We start from the raw sequence: 16,776 nt of genomic DNA on the forward strand, positions 1-16,776 counted from the left end.
CGCGACCGTGGCGCACGACATCCGCAATCCGCTCAACATCATCGGCATGGCCGTGGCGATGGCGCCGACCGAGACGCGGCAGGAGGTCGGTGCGCAGGTGGCGCGCATCGCGCACCTGACCAGCGATCTGCTGGACTACGCCAAGCCGTGGAAGCTGCAGCGCGAGCGCTTCGAGTTGCGCTCGCTCGTCGAGTCGCTGATCCGACGCCAGCCCGGGGCGCGGCTGTCGGCGGGGTGGCCGGCCGAGTTGTGGGTGGAGACCGTCGATCCGAGGCGCCTGGAGCAAGCGCTGGTCAACCTGATCGAAAACGCGCGCGGGGCGTCCGCGGCGGGCTGCGAGATCGACGTCGACGTCGACGTCGATGCCGATGTGGACGACGCGCCGGTCACCGGGCCGGTCGCCGGACCCGACGGCGCGATGCTGCGACTGCACGTCTGCGACGACGGCGCGGGCGTGCCGGAGGAGCTCCGCGAGCGCCTCTTCGAGCCCTTCGCCTCGCGCAGCCCGGGCGGCACGGGCCTGGGGCTGGCGATCGTCGCGCGCATCGCGCAGGCCCACGGCGGGCGCGCCTCGCTGGGCGTCCGTCCGCCCTGGACCACCTGTTTCACGCTGGAGTTGCCGCGATGAGTGCTGCTTCGACGACCCCGATCCACGGCCGCGTCCTGCTGGTCGACGACGAACCCGCCTTCCAGCGGCTGGGCGGCGGTTTCCTGCGCAACCTGGGCCACGAGGTCCTCACCGCAGGCGACGGCGACGAGGCCTTGTCGACTTTCGCCCGCGAGCAGCCCGACCTGGTGCTGCTGGACCTGGCGATGCCGCCGAGCATGGACCCCGAGCAAGGCCTGACCCTGATCCCGCGCTTCAACGGCGCGCCGGTCGTGGTGCTGACGGGCCATGCCGAGCACGAGCTGGCGCTGCGCGCGGCGGACCTCGGCGCCTGGGATTTCCTGGCCAAGCCGATCGATCCGGACCTGCTGCGCTTCGTCGTCGACCGCGCGCTGCGCAAGCGCCGGCTGGACGCGGAGCTGGCGCAACTGCGACGCCAGCAGGCGGAGGACTCGATGGGCCTGGTCGGCCAGTCGGCGGCGCTGCAATCGCTGCGGGCGATGATCCGGCGCGTCGCGCCGACGCGGGTGAACGTGCTGGTGCTCGGCCCGACCGGCACGGGCAAGGAACTGGTGGCGCGCGCACTGCACGAGCACGGCCCGCAGTCTGCGGCGCCCTTCGTGCCGGTGCATTGCGGCGCCTTGTCGGCGGAGCTGCTGGAGAGCGAGCTTTTCGGCCACATGAAGGGCAGCTTCACCGGCGCCTACCGCGATCAGCCGGGTCTGGTGGAGGTCGCGCGCGGCGGGACGCTGTTCCTCGACGAGGTCGGCGAGATGCCGCCGGCGATGCAGGTCAAGCTGCTGCGTTTCCTGCAGGAAGGCACCTACATGCCGGTCGGCGGGCGCGTGACGAAGACCAGCGAGGTCCGCGTGGTCGCGGCGACGCATCGCGACCTCGAGGCGATGGTGCGCGTCGGCGAGTTCCGGGAGGACCTGTACTACCGGCTCAAGGGCGTGGTGCTGCGCACGCCGGGACTCGCGGAGCGCCGCGGCGATGTGCCGGCGCTGGCGGCCAGTTTCGCGCGACAGCGCGGGGCAGGCATTGCGGTGGGCGCGATGGCCTGGCTCGCGGCACGCGAGTGGCCCGGCAACGTGCGCGAGCTGAAGGCGGTGGTGGATGCCGCGGCCGCGCTGCTCTTGCCCGGGCAGCGGGAGGTCGACGCCGAGGCGCTGTCGCTCGCGGCCGGCGAGGAGCCGATGACGGCGGCTCCGTCCGTCGCAGGCACGGAGACGGATGACCGCGGCGGCCTGCTCGACCAGGCGATGACGGAGCTGGAGCGCCGGCTCATCAGCGAGGCGATGCAGGCGACCGAGGGCAACCAGTCGGAGGCGGCGCGGCGTCTGGGGATCTCCCGGGCCGGGCTGATCAAGAAGCTGGGGAGACTCGGGCTCAAGTGAGACGGGATCCGGCGCCGAGGATCGGCCCAGCCCCCGTGGCACGCGGCTCGACCCGGGCTGCCTGGAACGCCGGACTCAGGCCGCGAAGCCGCCGTCGATCAGCAGATCCGCGCCGGTGACGAAGCCCGCTTCCGGACCGGCCAGGTAGGCCACCATCGCGGCGATCTCGTCCGCCTTGGCGTGACGGCGCAGGGCCATCAGGTCGTGCAGGCTGGCGCCGAACTCGGTGTTCTCGGGATTCATGTCGGTGTCGACCGGGCCGGGCGCCACGTTGTTGACCGTGATGCCGCGCGGGCCGAGGTCGCGCGCCAGGCCCTTCACCAGGCCGATCAGCGCGGACTTGCTCATCGCGTAGACCGCGCCGCCGGCGAAGGGCATGCGCTGGCCGTTGGTGCTGCCGATGTTGATGATGCGGCCGCCGTCGCCCATGTGCTTGGCCGCGGCCTGCGAGGCCACGAAGACCGAACGCACGTTGACGGCGACGGTGCGGTCGAAGTCCTCCAGCGTGAACTGGTCCAGCGGCGCCACGGCGAGCACGCCGGCGCTGTTGACCAGGATGTCCAGGCGGCCGAAGCGGTCGGCGACGCCGTCGATGGCGCGGGTGAGGGCGGGGGCGTCGGTGGCGTCTGCCTTGACGGCGATCGCCTGGCCGCCGGCGGCCTTGATCTCTTCGACCAGCGCTTCGGCGGCGATGGCCGACGAGGCGTAGCCGATCGCGACGGTCGCGCCGTCGTGGGCCAGACGGCGCGCGGAGGCGGCGCCGATGCCGCGCGAACCGCCGTGGATGAAGGCGACCTTGCCGGTCAGGACGCCGTTGGTGGCGGTGTTGCTCGTGGTGTTGGTGGCGGTGCTCATCATGTTTCCTTTCGGAGAGGGGTGGTTGATGAGATGAACTATGGTCGCCGGCACCTGATTGCGGTAGTTGGAAAGCGGCGCGTTCAGTTTCAACCATTGGTATAAGCTGGCGGCATGTCGACTGAACTGAACAGCGCCCTCGATGCCTTCATCGCCGCCGCCGACGAGGGCAGCTTTTCCGCCGCCGCGCGGCGGCTGGGCCTGACACCCGCGGCGGTCAGCAAAAGCGTCGCGCAGTTCGAGGCGAGGCTGGGCGTGCGCCTGTTCCAGCGCAGCACGCGAAGCCTGGCGCTGACGACCGACGGGGAGCGCCTGTACGCCCAGGTCCGACGCCCCTGGTGCGAGATCGGCGACGCGCTGACCGATCTGAAGCAGGGCGCGGGCAAGCCGGCGGGGACCTTGAAGGTCGCGCTCGCCTACACGGTGGGGCGCGAGTACTTCGTGCCAATGATGGACGGGTTCGTGCGGCGTTATCCGGACGTCGTGCCGGACCTGCATTTCGACAACCGCCAGGTCGACCTCGTCGCCCAGGGTTTCGACGTCGCCATCGGCGGCGGCATCGAGCTGACGGACGCCTTGATCGCGCGCGAGCTGGCGCGCCTGCGCATCGTGCTGGTGGCGGCGCCGTCGTACCTGGCGGCGAATCCGGTGCCGAAGCAGCCCGCCGACCTGACGCGCCATCGCGGCCTGCTGCGCCGTTCGCTGGGGTCAGGGCGGCTGGTGCCGTGGACCTTGAAGAACAAGGCCGGCGAGGAGGTGGTGGCGAGCGTGCGTCCGGTGATGGTGCTGGACGACCCGGAAGCCATGGCCCGCGCGGCGGCCGGCGGCACGGGCATCGCGATGCTGCCGCTGCCGCACGCCTTGCCGCTGCTCGAGCGCGGCGAACTCGTGCGCGTGTTGCCGGCCTGGTATGCCGAGGCCTTGCCGCTGTCGATCTACTACTCGAGCCGCAAGCTGCTGCCGGCCAAGGTGCGTGTGTTCGTGGACCACGTCATCGAGGAATTCCGCGCCCGCGGGCATGCGGCGAGGTTCGGTCAAGGGTGACCCTGAGAGCGGGGCCGCTCATGCGGCGGAGGCCGGGCGCCGCAGGAAGCCGTCGATCTCGCGCGCGATCCATTGCGGCTGCTCATGGACGATCCAGTGCGTGGCGCCGGGCACCTTGATGACCTCCATCCGCGGCACGTAATCCTCGAGACCGTCGAGCAGCCCCGGCAGCAGCGCGGTGTCGTCGAGAGCCCAGAACACCAGCGTGGGCACATCCACCGTGAGCCGCTCGCGCGGCAGCACCGGGATCCCCTCGATGCCCTGACCGGGCAGAGGCGGTTTCATCGGCGTCACGCGATAGAGGTTGCAGGCCCCGGTGAGTCCGGCGCGCCAGACCTCGCGGTATTGCTCCTTGAGCGCCTCCGTCAGCCATCCGAAGCCGTCGGGTCCGGCCTTCATGTGGGTGAAGAACGGCCACAGGCGCTGGAAGTCGTTGGCCGCAAGCAGCGCCTCGGCATCGGGCCGGGCGAGGAAGTTCATGTAATCGCTGGCCGCCTGCTGCGTCGGGTTGTCGCGCAGCTCGCGGGACAGCGTGCCCGGATGCGGCGAGTTGATGATCACCAGCTTGCCGATCTGCGCCGGGAAGGCGTTGGCGTAACCCCAGGCGAAAGCACCGCCCCAGTCGTGCGCCACCAGCGCGGCCAGAGTGCCGTCCTCGCTCTCGGTGGCGACGAGCTGCTGGATGTCCTGCACCATCCGCTGCGCCTTGTAGGCGGCGACCTCGGTCGGCGCGCTGGAACGCTCGAAGCCCCGCAGGTTCGGCGCGACGCAGCGGTAGCCGCCGTGCGCCGGATCGGCGAAGAAGGTGAGCAGCTCGTCCCAGATGAAGGCCGCCTCCGGAAACCCATGCAGGAACACCATCAACGGCCGTCCCGGCGCGCCCGCGGCGCGGCAGCTCAAGGTGATCCCGTTGGGCAGGGGGCGTTGGAAGGTCTCGATCATGGGGCGGGTCTCCGCATCGTGTCCCGCCCCGGAAGCTACCTCATGGCGCGCTGATCTGCTGCTGCGTCGGCGACGCGTCCAGCACCAGCTTGGATGGATAGTTCTTCCACGTCACCCCCAGCGCCGGCGTGTTGGGGTTGCCGGTCCTCGCGAAGGCCGACAGGCTCGCGATCATCGTGTCCGACAGGGCTTCGCGGCCCGCCTTGTTCGCGGTCGAGTACGCGAACGAGAACACGTTGCTGCCGAAGTTCCCGAACAGGAAGGGGATGTCCATCGCGTGCGTGGCGCCGTAGACCGTGTTGAACGGGGCGGGCTCCTCGTCCCAGTCGAAGCGGTAGTACCAGACCTGCGTGGGCTGCTTCGCCGCGAGCGAGGCCAGTTGCGGCGTCACCGGCCCGACGAAGATGGAGTTCGTCGCGAACGCCGACAGCGCATTCCAGCCAAAGGGCAGGGCGGTGACCGGCAGGTAGGCGGCGTTGATGAGGTCGCTCTCCGCTGGCCGGGTCGCCGCATTCGGGTCGAGGTTGAACTGCAGGCCGAAGCGGTCGTAGTCGCTGAGCTTGAAGCCGGGAATGCCGCTGCCGGTGACCGTGCCGAAGAGGTTGGCGAACAGCGTGCCCTCGTCGCGCGTGTTGCCGGCCAGCACCGGCACCTTCTGGTACTGCCCGGCATCGAGCGCGGCCACGGCGTTCACCGGCACCACGTTGCCGTCCTCGATCGGCGCGGGCGCGTTGCCCAGCTGCGGATTGGCCAGCATCACCTTGAGCAGCTGATCGGCGGACTGCCCCCGCAGGTAGGTCGCGACCTGCGCGGCGGTCTGCGTGCCCAGCCAGGTCCGCGCCGCCGCGGCGTCGGCGGCCTTGCCGTCGGCCACGACGATGGCCTCGAGCAGGGCCTGCGAATACCGCTGCGCGGTGGCGCGCGTGGCGTTGACGATGCCGCCGCTCATCGGCACGGCCTTGTGGAAGAGGCCGGCGGTCAACGGCGACACCAGCAGGTTCCAGACGTTGACCGCGCCGGCCGACTGGCCCATCACCGTCACGTTGGCCGCGTCGCCGCCGAAGTTCGCGATGTTGTTCTTGACGAACTTCAGCGCCTGCATCTGGTCCAGCAACGCGAAGTTGCCGGAGTCCACCAGCTTGTCGCCGGTCTTGAGCTGCGGCAGGTCGAGCCAGCCGAGGATGCCCACGCGGTAGTTGATGGTGACGACGACGGCGTTGGCCTTCTTCGCGAGCGCCTGCCCGTCGTAGACCGGGTCGGCGGAGTAGCCGGAGATGTTGCTGCCGCCGTGGATGAAGAACAGCACCGGCAGGTTGGCGTCGGTCGTCGCGGGACGCCAGACGTTGAGCGTCAGGCAGTCCTCGTCGCCCACCGGCTTGCCGAAGCCTTCGCGCACGGCCAGGCCGTAGGGCGCGTCGCCCGGGGCGGGGCTGAAGTAGCGGCCGCCCTGCGCGCAGCCGTGACCGAAGGCCTGCGCCGGGCGCACGCCGGTCCAGGCGGTCGGGTCCACCGGCGGCATCCAGCGCAGCGCGCCCTTGGGCGGCTGCGCGTAGGGCACGCCGAGCCAGGCGTAGGTGCCGCTGGCCTGGCTGTTGTCGACGCCCTGGACGGTGCCGAAGGCGGTGGCGCGCTGCGTCGGAGGCGGGCTGTCCGACCCGCCGCCGCAGGCCGCGATCGACAGGGTCGAGAGGACGAGGGTCAGCCGCGAGGCTGAGCGAAGCATCGTGTTCACGGGGAGGTCTCCTGTTGTTGTCTGCTTGTCGTCTGCAGGCGACCAGACGGTCGCCCTGCAGTCGCGGTCCGGTGGCGGTGTCCACCCCGGCGCAGATCGATGCTAGGAAACGGCCCTCCCGAGGGCCCTAGGACGAATCCGAGCGTGCGTCGGGACTTCCACGGAGACCCGGGGCAACGCGGACGCCCGATGCCGATCAGGTCAGGCCGAACTTCTTTCGCGCCATCTCCGTGACCGGCGTGAAGAGATTGACGAGCGCGCCGTCCGGATCCCGCAGCAGCAGCGACCGGTTGCCCCAGGGCATGGTCGTCGGCGCCTGCACGACCGGCAGCCCGCCGCTGGCCAGGGACGCGTGGCGGGCGTCGACGTCATCCACGAGGAACTCGATGATGGCCGAGCGGTTGGACGCCGCCTCCGCGATGTTCTGGCCGAACATCGCCAGGGTGCGGGTGCTGCCGATGGCCAGCGTCGCGGTCGGGGTGCCGAACTCCGCGAAGTCGTCGGTGAACCAGGTCGGCGTGAGGTTCAGGACGCGCTCATAGAAGGACACCAGGCGCCGGATGTCGTCGGTGATGATTCGGACGGAGACGAAGTTCATGAGAAGGCCCAGACAAGACGATTGAATAGATTCGCTACCATTTAGTAGCGAAACTTAAGCGTAGCGAAACGACTCAATGACGTCAATCGATGCGTTAGCCTCGGCACTCATGCGGCACTCATGCGGCACCCATGCGGTACTCACGAGCCAGGGGATGGTCGTGGTATATACGCTACCAATCTGTAGCGGAATCAGGCGGATCGAGGTCAGGCATGCAAGACGACGAGGACGCGGGGCGGCGCCCGCAAGGTGGCGACATCGCGCCCAGGAAGCTCGATGAACGGGTGCGTCGTTCCCGCGAGACCGTCCTGCGCACGACCTGCGAGATCCTGGCCCTGCGCGGGGTGAGCGGTGTCAGCGTGGACGAGGTGTCCAAGCTCTCCGGGGTGGCCAAGACCACCATCTACCGCCAATGGCGGACGGGATCCGACCTGGTGCTGGAGGCCTGCGCGCTGATCAGCACGTCGCAGACGACGCCCGACACCGGCACGCTGTCGGGGGACGCGAACGCCCTGCTGATGGAACTGGCCCGCATGCTGCGGGAGGAGAAGTGGCCGAGCGTGCTGCCTTCGCTCGTCGACGCGGCGGAACGGGATGCGGACCTGGCCAGGATCACAGGCGGCATCCAGATCGACCATACCGCGCCTTACCTGGCCGTGTTGAAGCGGGCGCAGGCGCGCGGCGACCTGCCGGCGGACACGGATCTGCCGACCGTCGTCGCCCAGCTGGTCGGACCGGTCTTCTACCGGCGCTGGTTCTCGCGCGAGCCCATCGATGCCCGGTTCGTGAAGCGCGTGGTGTCGGCGGCGCTGTCGGGCGCGATCGTCCGGCCCGTCCGGCCAGTCGGGCCAGTCGGGCCCCTCACGCGCTAGTGCACCAGCCCCTGGCGCACCGCGTACAGCACCAGTTCCGCCGTGCTGCCCAGCCCGAGCTTGGTCAGCAGGTTGGTGCGGTGCGTGCTGACGGTCTTCACGCTGACCATCATCTCGCCGGCGATCTCGGTGACCGACATGCCGCGCAGGGTCATGAGCATGATCTGGTGCTCGCGCACCGACAGCCGCTCGTGGGCGGGCCGGGCGTCGAGCCCGCGCAGCTGGTCCTGCACCTGGCCGCTGACGCGCGCACTCAGGTACTGCTTGCCGCCGGCGACGGTGCGGATGGCGCGGACCAGCTCGGCCGGCTCCGAGTCCTTGGCGAGGTAGCCGCTCGCGCCGGCCTGCACCGCCACCAGCGCGTACTGCGCCTCGGGGTACATCGACAGCATCAGCACCGGCGGGCAGCGGGGCAGGGCCTGCATCGAGGCCAGCACCTCCAGCCCGCTGCGCCCTTCCATGTTGATGTCCAGCAGCACGGCGTCGAAGGGCAACGAGCGCACCAGCTCCAGCGCCTCGCCGCCGTTCTGCGCCTCGGCCACGACGCGCATGTCGGGCTCGTCCTGCAGCAGCCGCGTCAGGCCGGAGCGGAAGATCGTGTGGTCGTCGACGACGAGGACCTGGATCATGGCGCGGCCCTCACAGCAGCGGCACCTTGAGCACGAGGCGGGTGCCGCGGCCCTCGGCGGCATCGATGGCGAGCTCGCCGCCGACCGCGCGGGCCCGCTCGGTCATGCTGAGCAGGCCCAGCGATCCGGTAGCCAGCGTCGACGGGGCAAAGCCCTGGCCGTCGTCGCGCAGCGTCATCACGAAGCAGCCGTCCTGCTCGCCCAGCGTCACGTCCACCTGCCGCGCCTGCGCATGGCGGGCGACGTTGGTGAGTCCCTCGTTGAAGATGCGGTAGACGGCGGTGGCGCGCTTGGCCGTGAGGCGCAGCGGCGCGTCGTCGCCGGTCAGCGTGTGCCGCAGGCCGGAGCGCGTCGAGAACTGCTGCAGGTCGTGCGCCATCGCCACCGCCAGGCCGGCGTGGTCGAGCGCGCTGGGCCGCAGCGACTCGGAGATCGCCTTCACCGTTTCGATGATGTTCTGCGTCAGGCCCAGCGCCTCCTGCGTCAACGCCTGCTGCTCGTCGCTGCCGGCACGGCGCGCGATGCGGGTCACGTCCATCTTCAGCGCCGTGAGCATGCCGCCGAGCACGTCGTGCACGTCACGCGCGATGCTCAGGCGCTGCTCCTCCAGCTTCTCGCTGGTGTAGGCCGCCAGCTGCTGCAGCTGCTCGCGCGAGCGGCGCAGCTCCTCGTCGCGCCGCAGCCGCTCGCTGATGTCGATGCCCACGCCGCCCACCGCCGGCCGGCCGCGGAAGGTCATGCGGCTGCCGTGGATCTCGATGTCGACGATGTGGCCGTCGCGGTGCACGCCGCGCGTGTGGAAACGCATGCTCTGCACCTCGCCGTGCAGACGCTGGTAGTAGCGGTGCAGCACCGTCTCGTACATGTCCGGCGCGACCAGTTCCTTGAGCGTCATGCCCTGCAGCTCCTGCGGCGTGTAGCCGACGATCGCGGCCCAGGTCGCGTTGGAGTAGACGAACTGCTCGTCCTGCATGATGTAGATGCCGGCCAGCGACTGCTCGATGATGGCCTGGAACGGGATGTTCGGCGCCTCTTCCTGGGGGGTGTCCATGGCCCGCATTCTGAGAGCTTGCCGCCCTGCGCTCCAGACCGGGGTTTGCCCTGACGCCTGCTCGGAATCGTCCGATGGCCGCGGCGGGCCGCGCTTCCTACTCTCCTGGCACACCACAAACACGGACACGAGCGGGCCCGACACGGCCTCGACGACGACGGCGACGGCTTCACCGACGCCGCCCCGCGTGTCCGGAGAACAAGGAGACAAGCTTGAAGACACGCATCAGAGCCGCGGTGCGGCTGGCGGCAGCCCTTTCCCTTTGCACCCTGGGCGCCTTGGCCCCCCTCGGGAACCTCGCGTCGGCCCAGCAGGGCGAGACGGTCCGGATCGCCTTCATCGATCCGCTGTCGGGGCCCTTCGCCAACGTCGGCCAGAACCAGCTCAAGAGCTGGCAGTTCCTTGCCGAGCGGCTGTCCGCGGGCAATCCGGCGGGCGTGAAGTTCGAGGTCGTGGCCTTCGACAACAAGGCCTCGCCGCAGGAGAGCCTGAGCGTGCTGCGCGCCGCGATCGACCAGGGCTTCCGTTACGTGGTGCAGGGCAACGGCTCGGGCGCCGCGCTGGCCATCATGGAGGCGGTGGCCAAGCACAACGCGCGCAATCCCGGCAAGGAGCTGGTCTACCTGGACTATGCCGCCGTCGACCCGGCGCTCACCAACGAGAAGTGCGACTACTGGCACTTCCGGCTGGACGCCGACACCTCGATGAAGATGGAGGCGCTGACCTCCTTCCTGCGCGAGCAGCCGAAGATCAGGAAGGTCTACCTGCTCAACCAGAACTACTCGCATGGCCACCAGGTCGCGAGCTACTTCAAGGACGCGGTCAAGCGCCGCCGGCCCGACATCGAGATCGCCGGCGAGGACCTGCACCCGATCGGCCAGGTCAAGGACTTCGCGCCCTACGTCGCCAAGATCAAGCGCGCGGGCGCCGACGCCGTCGTGACCGGCAACTGGGGTCAGGACTTGACGCTGCTGGTGCGCGCGATGAGCGACGCCGGCCTGAACATCCCGCTCTACACCTACTACGCGATGGCCGCGGGCACGCCCAAGGCGCTGGCCGCCGGCGGGGCAGGGGAGGTCTACGTCGTCGGCTACGGCCATCCCAACCTCGACGCGCCGATCGCGCCGCTGACGGCCGAGTTCAAGAAGCGCTTCAACGACGACTACTTCACCTTCGCGACCTACAACGGCATCCAGCTGCTGGCGCAGGCGATGGCCAAGGCGAAGTCGACCGATCCGGTCAAGGTGGCCGCGGCGATGGAGGGCCTGCGCTTCAAGAGCTTCGCCGGCGAGGCCACGATGCGCGCCGCCGACCACCAGCTGCAGCAGACCATGTTCATCACCCGCTGGCAGAAGGCCAAGGCGGGCGAGTACAGCGTGGAGGACACGGGCTACACCTTCTCGCCGGTCAAGCGCATGGAGCCCTACGTCTCCACGACGCCGACGAGCTGCGAGATGAAGCGTCCGGCCTCCGCCTCGGTGGCATCGACCGCAACCGCCGGATCGACCGGATCGGCGCGCTGACGCCGCCGCGGGGACTCGCATGGAATTCTTCGCGATCTCGCTGCTGAACGGGCTCAGCTACGGGCTGCTGCTGTTCATGCTCAGCGCCGGCCTGACGCTGATCTTCAGCATGATGGGCGTGCTCAACTTCGCGCACGCCAGCTTCTACATGTTGGGCGCCTACGCCGCCTACGCGGTGTCGTCGCTGGTGGGCTTCTGGGTGGCGTTGCTGGCGGCGCCGCTGCTGGTGGCGGCCTTCGGCGCGCTGTTCGAGAAACACGCGCTGCGGCGGGCCCACCGGCTGGGTCACGTGCCGGAGCTGCTCATCACCTTCGGGCTGTCCTTCATCGTGCTGGAGGTGGTGCAGCTGGTATGGGGCACCAGCGCGGTGGACTACCGCGTGCCGCAGGGCTTGTCGGGCTCGCTGTTCACGCTCTACGGCACCACCTTCCCGGTGTACCGCGGCTTCATGATGGGCGTGGCGCTGCTGATGCTGCTGGCCATCTGGCTGCTGCTGACCCGCACCCGCATCGGCCTCGTGATCCAGGCGGCGCTGACGCATCCGGAGGCGGCGCAGGCGCTGGGCCACAACGTGCCGCGCGTGTTCATGCTGGTCTTCGGCGGCGGCGCGGGCCTCGCGGGCCTGGCCGGCGTCATCGGCGGCAACGCCTTCGTCACCGAGCCCGGCATGGCGGCCACCGTCGGCTCGCTGATCTTCGTGGTCGTGGTGGTGGGCGGCATGGGCTCGCTGGTAGGCGCCTTCATCGCGTCGCTGCTGATCGGCATCGTGCAGACCTTCGCCGTGGGCATCGACGCCTCGCTGCCCGGTGCGCTGCAGTCGCTGGGGATGGTCGTCACGCCGCAGACGCCGGGTTATGCCGTCCTCAAGCTCAAGGTCAGCCAGATCGCGCCCATCCTGCCCTACCTGTTCCTGGTGTTGATCCTCGTCTTCCGGCCCAAGGGCCTGCTCGGCAAGCGGGAGGGCTGACATGAGCACGCCATTGACCCACCTTCCGTCTTCCTCCATGTCCAGCCTCGATGCGCAAACTCGCGCGTCAAGTCGTGCGCCACGCCGGCCACGCCACCTCGGCGCCGTCGCGATCTGGGGCGGTTTCGCGCTGCTGCTGGCGGTCGCGCCGCTGGTGTTCAGCGGCGGCCTGGGGCAGACCATCCTCAGCCAGATGGGCATCGCCATCATCGTCTGCCTGTCCTACAACATGCTGCTGGGGCAGGGCGGCATGCTCAGCTTCGGCCACGCGGTGTACGCCGGTTTCGGCGCCTTCCTGGGCATGCATGCGCTCAACCTGGTCGCCGACGGCCGACTGCCCGTGCCGGTGAGCCTGGTTCCCGTCGTCGGCGGGCTCGCGGCGATGGCGCTCGCGATGGTGTTCGGCCACGTCAGCACGAAGAAGGCGGGCACGCCCTTCGCGATGATCACGCTGGGCATCGGCGAACTGGTGTGGGCCTCCGCGCTGATGTTCCCCGAGTTCTTCGGCGGGGAGGGCGGCGTGTCGGGCGACCGCGTGGCGGCGGCCGCGGCGTCGGTCTTCGCGAAGGACCTCAGCCTGAGCCTCGGCCTGAGCTTCGGCCCGCAGATCCAGATGTACGGCCTGATCGCGATCTACACCTTCGTGTGCACGGCCGCCATGTACGCGTTCACGCGCACGCCGCTGGGCCGCATCAGCAACGCGGTGCGCGACAACCCCGAGCGCGTCGCGTTCATCGGTTACGACACGCGCCAGGTGCGCTACCGGGTGTTCGTGATCTCGGCCTTCTTCTCCGGCGTCGCCGGCGGCCTCACCGCGCTGAACGCCGAGATCGTCACCGCCGAGGTCGTCGGCGCGTCGCGCTCCGGCGCCTACCTCCTGTTCACCTTCCTCGGCGGCACGAGCGTCTTCTTCGGTCCCATCCTCGGCGGCATCCTGATGGTGCTGGCCTTCGCGCTGCTGTCGGAGTTCACCCGGGCCTGGCTGCTCTACCTGGGCATCGCCTTCGTGCTGATGGTGATGTGGGCGCCGGGCGGCCTGGCCAGCCTGGTGATGGCCAACGTGCGCGTCGCCGCCGCCGGCCGGCTCCGGTCGCTGATCCCGGACTACCTCGTGCTCGGCGTGACGCTGCTGCTGATGCTGCTGGGCGCCGCCACGCTGATCGAGATGGTCTACCACCTGCAGCTCAACACGGCGCTCGGCTCGACGCTGCACTTCGTCGGCATCCCGCTCGATGCGAAGCATCCCGGCTACTGGACCGGCGCGACCGTCGTGATGCTGGTCGGCCTGGTGCTGTTCACGCTGGCGCAGCGTCGTTTCGCGCGCCGGTGGACCGCGATCCAGGAGGCCATCGCGGACCAGGTGGCCGCAAAGACGTCATCCATGCGGAGGAACACGGCATGACCTACGCCCTCGAACTCAAGGACCTGCGCAAGCGTTTCGGCCGCACAGAGATCATCCGCGGCTGCAACCTGCAGGTGAAGCCCGGCGAGCGCGTCGCCGTCATCGGTCCCAACGGCGCGGGCAAGTCCACGCTGTTCAACCTGATCAGCGGCCGCTTCGCGCCCACCAGCGGCGAGGTGCTGCTGCACGGCGAGCGCATCGACGGCCGCGAGCCTTTCGAGATCAATCGCCGCGGCCTGTCGCGCAGCTTCCAGATCACCAACATCTTCCCGATGCTGTCGGTATTCGAGAACCTGCGCTGCGCCGTGCTGTGGCGCCTGGGTTACCGCTACACCTTCCTGCGTTTCCTCTCCGGACTGGGCGATGCCAACGAGCGCGTCGAGCAACTGCTCGAGCGCCTGCGACTGGCCGATCGGCGCGACGTGCCGGCCATGGACCTGACCTACGCCGAGCAGCGCGCGTTGGAGGTGGGCGTCACCATCGCCGGCGGCGCCAGCGTGATCCTGCTGGACGAACCCACCGCCGGCATGAGCCGCGCGGAGACCCGGCACTTCATCGCGCTGGTGAAGGACGTGATGCAGGGTCGCACGCTGCTGACCGTGGAGCACGACATGGGCGTGGTGTTCGGCCTGGCGGACCGCATCGCGGTGGTCGTGTACGGCGAGGTCATCGCCTTCGACACGCCGGAGAACGTGCGCGCCGATCCGCGCGTGCAGGAGGCCTACCTCGGCTCCGCCGTGGCCGACGCGCAGGGAGGCGGGCACTGATGGTCACGGACACCACACTCGACATCGACGACCTCCACGCCTTCTACGGCAAGAGCCACGTGCTGCACGGCGTGCGTTTCCAGGTGGCGCCGGGCGAGATCGTGGCCCTGCTCGGACGCAACGGCTCGGGCCGCTCCACGACGGCCAAGGCCATCATGGGCATGGTGGACGCGCGCGGCGGGCTGCGCTGGCGGGGCCAGTCCCTGACCGGCCTCGCGCCGCACGAGATCGCGCATCGCGGCATCGCCTACGTGCCGGAGAGCCGCGACATCTTTCCCCGTCTGACGGTCCACCAGAACCTGATGCTCGGCCAGAAGCATCCCGGCCGACCGGGCCGCTGGACCTTCGACGACATGTACGGGATGTTCCCGCGCCTGAAGGAACGCCAGCACGTCGAGGCCGGCGTGCTCTCCGGCGGTGAGCAGCAGATGCTGACGCTGTGCCGCGCGCTGATGGGCGATCCCGAGCTGATCATCATCGACGAGCCGACCGAGGGCCTGGCGCCCAAGATCGTCGAGCTGGTCGGGCAGTACCTGCGCACGCTGAAAACGCGCGGCATCGCGGTGCTGCTGATCGAGCAGAAGCTGACCATCGCGCTGGACATCTCCGACCGCGTGCTCGTGATGGGCCACGGCAGCATCGTCTTCGAAGGCACACCGCAACGCCTGCTCGGCGACGGCGCGGTGCGCAAGGAATGGCTTGAGGTATAGACATGAACTCCAGAACCCTGACCGCCGCGCGCCCCTGGCTGGCCCACTACCCACCCGGCGCCGACGCGGAGATCGACACCGAGGCCTACGAGAACCTGCCGGAGATGCTGGAGACGCTGACCGCGCCCTACGCGCGGCAGGTGGCGATCTCCAGCGGCGACGACCACCTGACCTTCGCCGAGCTCCATGCCCGCGCGTCCGCCTGGGCCGCCTGGCTGGGCGCGGTCGCCGGCGTCATGCCGGGCGACCGCGTCGCGGTGATGCTGGGCAACGTGGCGGCCTTCCCGGTGGTGCTGCTGGGCTGCCTGAAGGCGGGCGCGGTGCAGGTCAGCGTCAATCCGCAGTACACGGTGCGCGAGCTGCGGCATCAGCTGAAGGACGCCGGCGCGCGGGTGCTGGTCGTCTCCGCGCAGGCGCTGCCGGTGGCAGTGAACGCGCTGGATGCCGCGTCGGTGGCGCGCATCGTGGTGGTGGGCAGCACGCCGCCGACGGTCGGGCGCACGCGGCTGGCGGCGGTGTCCTTCGACGACGCGCTGGCGCTGGGCGCGGTGGCCGGCCACTGGCGTCCGCCGACGCTGGGTCGCGGGGACCTGGCGCTGCTGCAGTACACCGGCGGCACCACCGGCATCTCCAAGGGCGCGGAGCTGACGCACGGCAACCTCATCGCCAACCTGCTGCAGATGCGCGCGATGCTGGGCGGCGCGATCACGCCGGGCGCGGAGACCCTGCTCACGGCGCTGCCGCTGTATCACATCTTCGCGCTGACGGTGAACCTGCTGACCTTCGCGACCTTCGGCGCGCGTAACGTGCTGGTGGCCAATCCGCGCGACGCCGCCGCGCTGTCGCGGGCGTTCACGCACGAGGCGGTCACGGCGATCACCGGCGTCAACACCTTGTTCGGCACCTTGCTGGCGCTGCCGCAGGTGACGGACGAGCACCTGCGGCGGGTGAAGCTGGCCATCGGCGGCGGCGCCGCGGTGCAACGCGCGACCTCGGAACGCTGGTGCGCCCGCAGCGGCCGGCACATCCTCGAGGGCTACGGCCTGAGCGAGACCGCGCCGGTGGCGACGGTCAACTCCTTCGCGCAGCTGCGTTTCAGCGGCACGGTGGGCCTGCCGGTGCCGTCCACCGAGCTGCGCATCGCCGACGCCGCGGGTCGGCCGCTGCCCGCCGGCGAGCAGGGCGAGATCTGCGTGAGGGGCCCGCAGGTGATGCGCGGCTACTGGCGCCAGCCGCAGGCCAACGAGGGGGCGTTCACGCCGGACGGTTTCTTCCGCACCGGCGACATCGGCATCCTCGACGAGCAGGGCCTGCTGCGCATCTGCGACCGGCAGAAGGACATGGTGCTGGTGTCGGGCTTCAACGTGTACCCGAACGAGGTCGAGGGCGTCATCGCCGCGCTGCCCGGCGTGGCCGGCTGCGCGGTGACCGGCGTGCCCGACGAGAAGACCGGCGAGGCGGTGCGCGCCTTCGTCGTCCGGCGCGATGCGCGGCTGACCGAGGACGAGGTGCTGGCGCATTGCCGCGAGCAGCTGGCGGCCTACAAGGTGCCGCGGCGGGTGGTGTTCATGGAGAGCCTGCCGACCTCGTCGGTGGGCAAGGTGCTGCGTCGCGAGCTGCGCGAACCGCCGCCGTCGACAGAGCCCGCGCCGCGGCGCGAGGCGGCGTCGGCGGCGCTGC

Annotated in this window: 16 protein-coding genes; 10 read left to right on the forward strand and 6 right to left on the reverse strand. The window is 70.0% G+C overall.

Annotation, left to right across the window (positions count from 1 at the left end; all coding sequences use genetic code 11):
- A partial coding sequence (locus VF536_RS21500; RefSeq protein ID WP_331616928.1) for a HAMP domain-containing sensor histidine kinase occupies positions 1-628 on the forward strand: 628 nt, incomplete at its 5' end.
- Positions 625-2,004 carry a sigma-54 dependent transcriptional regulator gene (locus VF536_RS21505; RefSeq protein ID WP_331616929.1) on the forward strand — a complete coding sequence of 460 codons (1,380 nt, stop codon included), beginning with the start codon at positions 625-627 and terminating at the stop codon, positions 2,002-2,004. The genes VF536_RS21500 and VF536_RS21505, both read left to right, overlap by 4 nt.
- 75 nt (positions 2,005-2,079) lie before the next feature.
- Here VF536_RS21505 and VF536_RS21510 read toward each other — a convergent pair whose 3' ends face one another.
- Entirely contained in the window at positions 2,080-2,862 is a 783-nt protein-coding gene (locus tag VF536_RS21510; protein WP_331616930.1) for an SDR family oxidoreductase, read from the reverse strand.
- Between the two features lie 111 nt (positions 2,863-2,973).
- On the opposite strand from VF536_RS21510, the gene VF536_RS21515 reads away from it, so the two are divergent.
- Positions 2,974-3,903: a LysR family transcriptional regulator gene (locus VF536_RS21515; RefSeq protein WP_331616931.1), complete on the forward strand. Its 930-nt coding sequence runs from the start codon at positions 2,974-2,976 to the stop codon at positions 3,901-3,903.
- Between the two features lie 18 nt (positions 3,904-3,921).
- On the opposite strand, the gene VF536_RS21520 is transcribed toward VF536_RS21515, so the two are convergent.
- The 3 genes from VF536_RS21520 to VF536_RS21530 form a co-directional block, all read right to left on the reverse strand.
- Entirely contained in the window at positions 3,922-4,845 is a 924-nt protein-coding gene (locus tag VF536_RS21520) for an alpha/beta hydrolase (protein ID WP_331616932.1), read from the reverse strand.
- A 40-nt stretch (positions 4,846-4,885) separates the two neighbouring features.
- Positions 4,886-6,568, reverse strand: coding sequence for a carboxylesterase/lipase family protein (locus tag VF536_RS21525; RefSeq protein WP_331616942.1), 1,683 nt, complete (start codon positions 6,566-6,568; stop codon positions 4,886-4,888).
- A 205-nt stretch (positions 6,569-6,773) separates the two neighbouring features.
- Positions 6,774-7,175 carry a VOC family protein gene (locus VF536_RS21530; protein WP_331616933.1) on the reverse strand — a complete coding sequence of 134 codons (402 nt, stop codon included), beginning with the start codon at positions 7,173-7,175 and terminating at the stop codon, positions 6,774-6,776.
- Positions 7,176-7,387: 212 nt separating this feature from the next.
- Here VF536_RS21530 and VF536_RS21535 point away from each other — a divergent pair, with 212 nt between their 5' ends.
- Complete coding sequence (locus VF536_RS21535; RefSeq protein WP_331616934.1) at positions 7,388-8,047, forward strand: TetR/AcrR family transcriptional regulator; 660 nt, start codon at positions 7,388-7,390, stop codon at positions 8,045-8,047.
- Here VF536_RS21535 and VF536_RS21540 read toward each other — a convergent pair.
- A complete protein-coding gene (locus VF536_RS21540; protein WP_331616935.1) occupies positions 8,044-8,676 on the reverse strand; it encodes a response regulator transcription factor in 633 nt (210 codons plus the stop codon). The genes VF536_RS21535 and VF536_RS21540 overlap by 4 nt on opposite strands.
- Before the next feature lie 10 nt (positions 8,677-8,686).
- Positions 8,687-9,727: a PAS domain-containing sensor histidine kinase gene (locus VF536_RS21545; protein WP_331616936.1), complete on the reverse strand. Its 1,041-nt coding sequence runs from the start codon at positions 9,725-9,727 to the stop codon at positions 8,687-8,689.
- Between the two features lie 212 nt (positions 9,728-9,939).
- Here VF536_RS21545 and VF536_RS21550 point away from each other — a divergent pair, with 212 nt between their 5' ends.
- From VF536_RS21550 to VF536_RS21575, 6 genes are all read left to right on the forward strand, one after another.
- The gene (locus VF536_RS21550) at positions 9,940-11,250 is read left to right on the forward strand and encodes a branched-chain amino acid ABC transporter substrate-binding protein (protein WP_414710426.1); all 1,311 of its coding nucleotides are present in this window, start codon (positions 9,940-9,942) and stop codon (positions 11,248-11,250) included.
- Positions 11,251-11,269: 19 nt separating this feature from the next.
- Positions 11,270-12,217, forward strand: coding sequence for a branched-chain amino acid ABC transporter permease (locus VF536_RS21555; protein ID WP_331616937.1), 948 nt, complete (start codon positions 11,270-11,272; stop codon positions 12,215-12,217).
- A 37-nt stretch (positions 12,218-12,254) separates the two neighbouring features.
- Positions 12,255-13,619 (forward strand): branched-chain amino acid ABC transporter permease, encoded by a 1,365-nt coding sequence (locus VF536_RS21560; protein ID WP_331616944.1) that lies wholly within the window; start codon positions 12,255-12,257, stop codon positions 13,617-13,619.
- Positions 13,616-14,386, forward strand: coding sequence for an ABC transporter ATP-binding protein (locus VF536_RS21565; protein ID WP_331616938.1), 771 nt, complete (start codon positions 13,616-13,618; stop codon positions 14,384-14,386). Before VF536_RS21560 ends, VF536_RS21565 begins: the two co-directional genes overlap by 4 nt.
- A complete protein-coding gene (locus tag VF536_RS21570) occupies positions 14,386-15,096 on the forward strand; it encodes an ABC transporter ATP-binding protein (RefSeq protein ID WP_331616939.1) in 711 nt (236 codons plus the stop codon). Before VF536_RS21565 ends, VF536_RS21570 begins: the two co-directional genes overlap by 1 nt.
- Positions 15,097-15,098: 2 nt before the next feature.
- A partial coding sequence (locus VF536_RS21575; protein WP_331616940.1) for an AMP-binding protein occupies positions 15,099-16,776 on the forward strand: 1,678 nt, incomplete at its 3' end.

Origin of the sequence: Roseateles sp. (assembly GCF_036486225.1) — a bacterium.
Classification (GTDB): domain Bacteria; phylum Pseudomonadota; class Gammaproteobacteria; order Burkholderiales; family Burkholderiaceae_C; genus Roseateles.